3 protein-coding genes are annotated in these 1,990 nt (G+C 57.9%); all 3 read left to right on the forward strand.

Features of this window, described 5'->3' with window-relative positions:
• The first annotated feature begins 205 nt into the window (after window positions 1–205).
• Window positions 206–400 carry a hypothetical protein gene (locus tag NW820_RS12040; RefSeq protein WP_414342212.1) on the forward strand — a complete coding sequence of 65 codons (195 nt, stop codon included), beginning with the start codon at window positions 206–208 and terminating at the stop codon, window positions 398–400.
• Window positions 401–573: 173 nt separating this feature from the next.
• A complete protein-coding gene (gene thiD, locus NW820_RS12045; RefSeq protein ID WP_414407607.1) occupies window positions 574–1,440 on the forward strand; it encodes a bifunctional hydroxymethylpyrimidine kinase/phosphomethylpyrimidine kinase in 867 nt (288 codons plus the stop codon).
• Between the two features lie 26 nt (window positions 1,441–1,466).
• Window positions 1,467–1,990 (forward strand): GDYXXLXY domain-containing protein (locus tag NW820_RS12050; RefSeq protein ID WP_414407608.1); only part of this gene is annotated, 524 nt, incomplete at its 3' end.

Below are 1,990 nucleotides of genomic sequence, written 5' to 3' on the forward strand. Positions count from 1 at the left end.
GCGTCTTCGCGTCAGCGTTGCGGAGCAATAGCGTTGCGGAGCAATAATGCAGGGGCCCAAAAGGTTTTTCTCAGTAGCCCGGCTGTCTCAGCCTAATCTGAAAATACTACATTAGTTTATATTGTTGGATTCTTAGTGTTAGAAGTTATCGAAAGTAAGTCTGTTTCCTTGGCGAGATCAGTTCTCGACTCCTGTGAAGTTGCATTTGTTGCACCTATCTCTGCCGTTGAGCTCGCCTCTCTCTGCCCCGCAACTGGAGCAATCCCTCTGTCAGCAAGTTGACCGGGAGCTGGGCCAGCCGGCTCGGCTTCTGCGCTGGAGCTTGACGGCGGTGGAGGGGGATAGAGCCTGGGTTGAGGTGGTCGCCACCACTGATGAGGGCTACTCGGATTTAGACTAGGACAACTCACTCTTAGTCAGCTTCTTGACAGACGTCTGCAAGAGTTTTCCCAATACCCCAGTGGTCTCAGACCAATCGAGAACCAACAGTTTCATTGCTACGTTAAAGAGATGGTTCATATTGATTGATGGAAATGGCTATCGGTACCCTTGCCCATTTTTGTCGTTTGGCCAATGTCTGTCTCTGCATCTGAACCAACTCCGGCTCCACTGCTGGCCGAGCAGCACCCCCCTGTCGCCCTCACCATCGCTGGATCCGACAGTGGTGGGGGAGCAGGGATCCAAGCGGATTTGCGCACCTTTGCTTTCCAACGGGTACACGGTACCTCTGCCCTGACCTGCGTGACTGCCCAAAATACCCTTGGGGTGAGCCGGGTCGATGCGCTGCCCCCCGAAGCCGTGGCCGCCCAAATCGAGGCTGTGGTGCAGGACATTGGGGTGCAAGGGATCAAGACGGGCATGTTGCTGAATGCCGAGATCGTGCTGGAGGTAGCCCGTCAGGTGGAGCGCTGGACGTTGCGGCCTCTGGTGGTGGATCCGGTGATGGTGTCCCGCACGGGAGCGAAGTTGTTGGCAGATGAAGCCATTCAGGCCATCCGCGAGCGGCTGATCCCCTTGGCCCAGGTGCTGACCCCCAATCGCTATGAGGCGCAAATTTTAACGGGGCTGGAGCTGCAGTCCCTGGCGGATATGCAAACGGCGGCTCAGCAGATTCGCACCCTGGGCTGTGGAGCGGTGTTGGTCAAAGGTGGGGGTATGCCGGGGGAACTGCAGGGGGTGGATGTGTGGTTCGATGGCGAGCGACTGGAAGTGCTGAAAACAGAGCGGATCCCCACCCGCCACACCCACGGCACCGGCTGTACCCTCTCGGCGGCCATTGCAGCACAGATGGCCTGGGGCAGGGATCCCTTGGCGGCCACAGTGGCTGCCAAAGCCTATGTAACAGAAGCGCTGCGACATCCTTTGGCCATCGGGTCAGGTCAGGGGCCGGTGGGGCACTTCTACCCGCTTCTGTCCGGGATTGGCAAACCTGTGCCATAAGAGAGAGGTCACTCTCTCTGGCTGCTATGGCTAGCCCGTCGAATCTTTCTCAGAAGGGATCCCTGCCCAAATGGCGGTTTTGGCTACCCCTCCTGCTGCAGCTGGGTATCGTTCTGCTGATACCGGCTCGGCAAGCGCTGACTCTTGCTGTCGGAACCACGATCTACCTGCAAACGGCCCCTGTGGATCCCTATGACCTTTTGCGGGGCCGGTATGTGGCCTTGGGCTACGTCGTCGGTCGGCGCTCCACCCTAGAGCAACTGCCGGGTTGGTCACCTGAATTGGAGACCCCAGGGATCCTTTATCTGCGCTTGGCTCCCCCCGCAGGGGATCCCACTCAACCTTGGCGAGCAATCGGTGTCAGCCGGGAGATGCCCAAAGATTTGCAGCCTGAAGAGAAAGTGCTGCGAGGCTGGTTTGACGGGCAGCAGCTCAAGTTGGGAATCGAAGAATTTTTTATTCCCGAAGCGATTGGAGATGCCTTGGAAGAGGATATTCGGCGTTACCCTGAAGCCACGCGGGCAGAAGTGAAAGTGGATCCCTGGGGCAA

Source organism: Synechococcus sp. R55.7, assembly GCF_047461955.1.
Taxonomy (GTDB): Bacteria; Cyanobacteriota; Cyanobacteriia; order Thermostichales; family Thermostichaceae; genus Thermostichus.